This is a genomic window from Kitasatospora phosalacinea (assembly GCF_000716545.1).
GTDB lineage: Bacteria > Actinomycetota > Actinomycetes > Streptomycetales > Streptomycetaceae > Kitasatospora > Kitasatospora phosalacinea.
Genome location: NZ_JNWZ01000155.1, coordinates 1 through 1,171, shown reverse-complemented (window position 1 = coordinate 1,171; position 1,171 = coordinate 1). Strand labels below are relative to the sequence as shown.

The window sequence follows — 1,171 nt, the reverse complement described above, 5'->3', positions numbered from 1 at the left end:
TACTGACGTCGGCTTGTCAGGGTGAGGTTGGGGTGTCGAGGGTCAGGCCGGTGCCGGCTATGAAGCCGTCGAGGGTCTCGGGGCGGTACTGCAGGCGTTTGAGCCGGTTGCGGACGAGGGCTTCGAGTCGGTCGAGGGCCATGACGGCGAGGTTGGCCAGGCTGTGCTTGACGTGTGCCCAGACCCACTCGACGGGGTTGAGGTCGGGCGAGTAGGCGGGAAGCAAAAACACCGTCAGCCACGAGCGTTGGTCGATCAACTCGCGCATGGCGTGGGAGACATGGGTGTTCAGACGGTCCCAGACCAGCACGATCGGCGCCTTGACAAGCTGGTGGACGCCGTCGACCAGGGCGATGAAGTCATGCTCGCCCATGCTGCGGCGCTGGCCCTTGCCTGCGGGGTGGGCGACCAGGCGGTGGCACAGCCGGGTGCGCGAGCCCGGCCGCACCGCGATCAGCCCGGCCACCGACAAACGTCCCGCGCGGCGTCCGCTGACGGTCACGACCGGAGTGCGGCCGCGTCGGCCCCAGGTGCGTCCTTTGGGCGGTCGGCGGGTGAAGCCTGCCTCGTCCTCAAAGCAGATGTATCCCCCGCAGGCCGCCCGGACTCTTTTACCTCCGCCCAGGTCACCTCCTTCCACGCGGTGACGGCCTGCTCGTCGCGCTCGGCCACCCGGCGTGTGGGGACCTGCGGGCTGAAGCCGAGTCGGTGCATCAGCCGCGTGGCGCCCGAGACGCTGTAGGTGACGTGGAACTTCCGGCCGATCAGCGTGGCCACCCGTGCGGCCGTCCAGACCTGGTCCTCCACCCAGCCGTGCGCGGCCGGGCCCTCGTCCAGATACGCGGCGAGCTTGGCCAGGCAGCGCGGCGACAGGCGGCACCGCGATCCAGCCGGGCCACGCGATGCCAGCGCCTGCACGCCACCGGCGCGCCACAACTGGTGCCACTGATAGGCGGACTTCACACTCACCCGCAGGCGCCGGGCCACCTCCGCCGGCTTGACCTCCTGCTCGAACAACTCGGCAGCCTGCACCCGCACCGACTCCCGACGCAGCCGTCCCGCGGCGGTCAGCCCGCCCCCATCCGCATATCTCACACACCACTGGTACAGCCACCGCTTCAGGCCCGTCAGGCACTTCACACAGATTCACCCTGACGCGCCGAAGTCAGTA

General features: G+C 69.6%; 1 protein-coding gene. It reads right to left on the bottom strand.

The features are described 5' to 3' along the window. Nucleotides 1-16: 16 nt before the first annotated feature. Nucleotides 17-1,095 (bottom strand): IS630 family transposase gene (locus OO48_RS41340; protein ID WP_425338620.1). Its coding sequence is split into 2 segments (ribosomal slippage): nucleotides 17-594 and nucleotides 594-1,095, totalling 1,080 coding nucleotides; the frame shifts between segments, so codons are not numbered across the junction. Nucleotides 1,096-1,171: the final 76 nt, after the last annotated feature.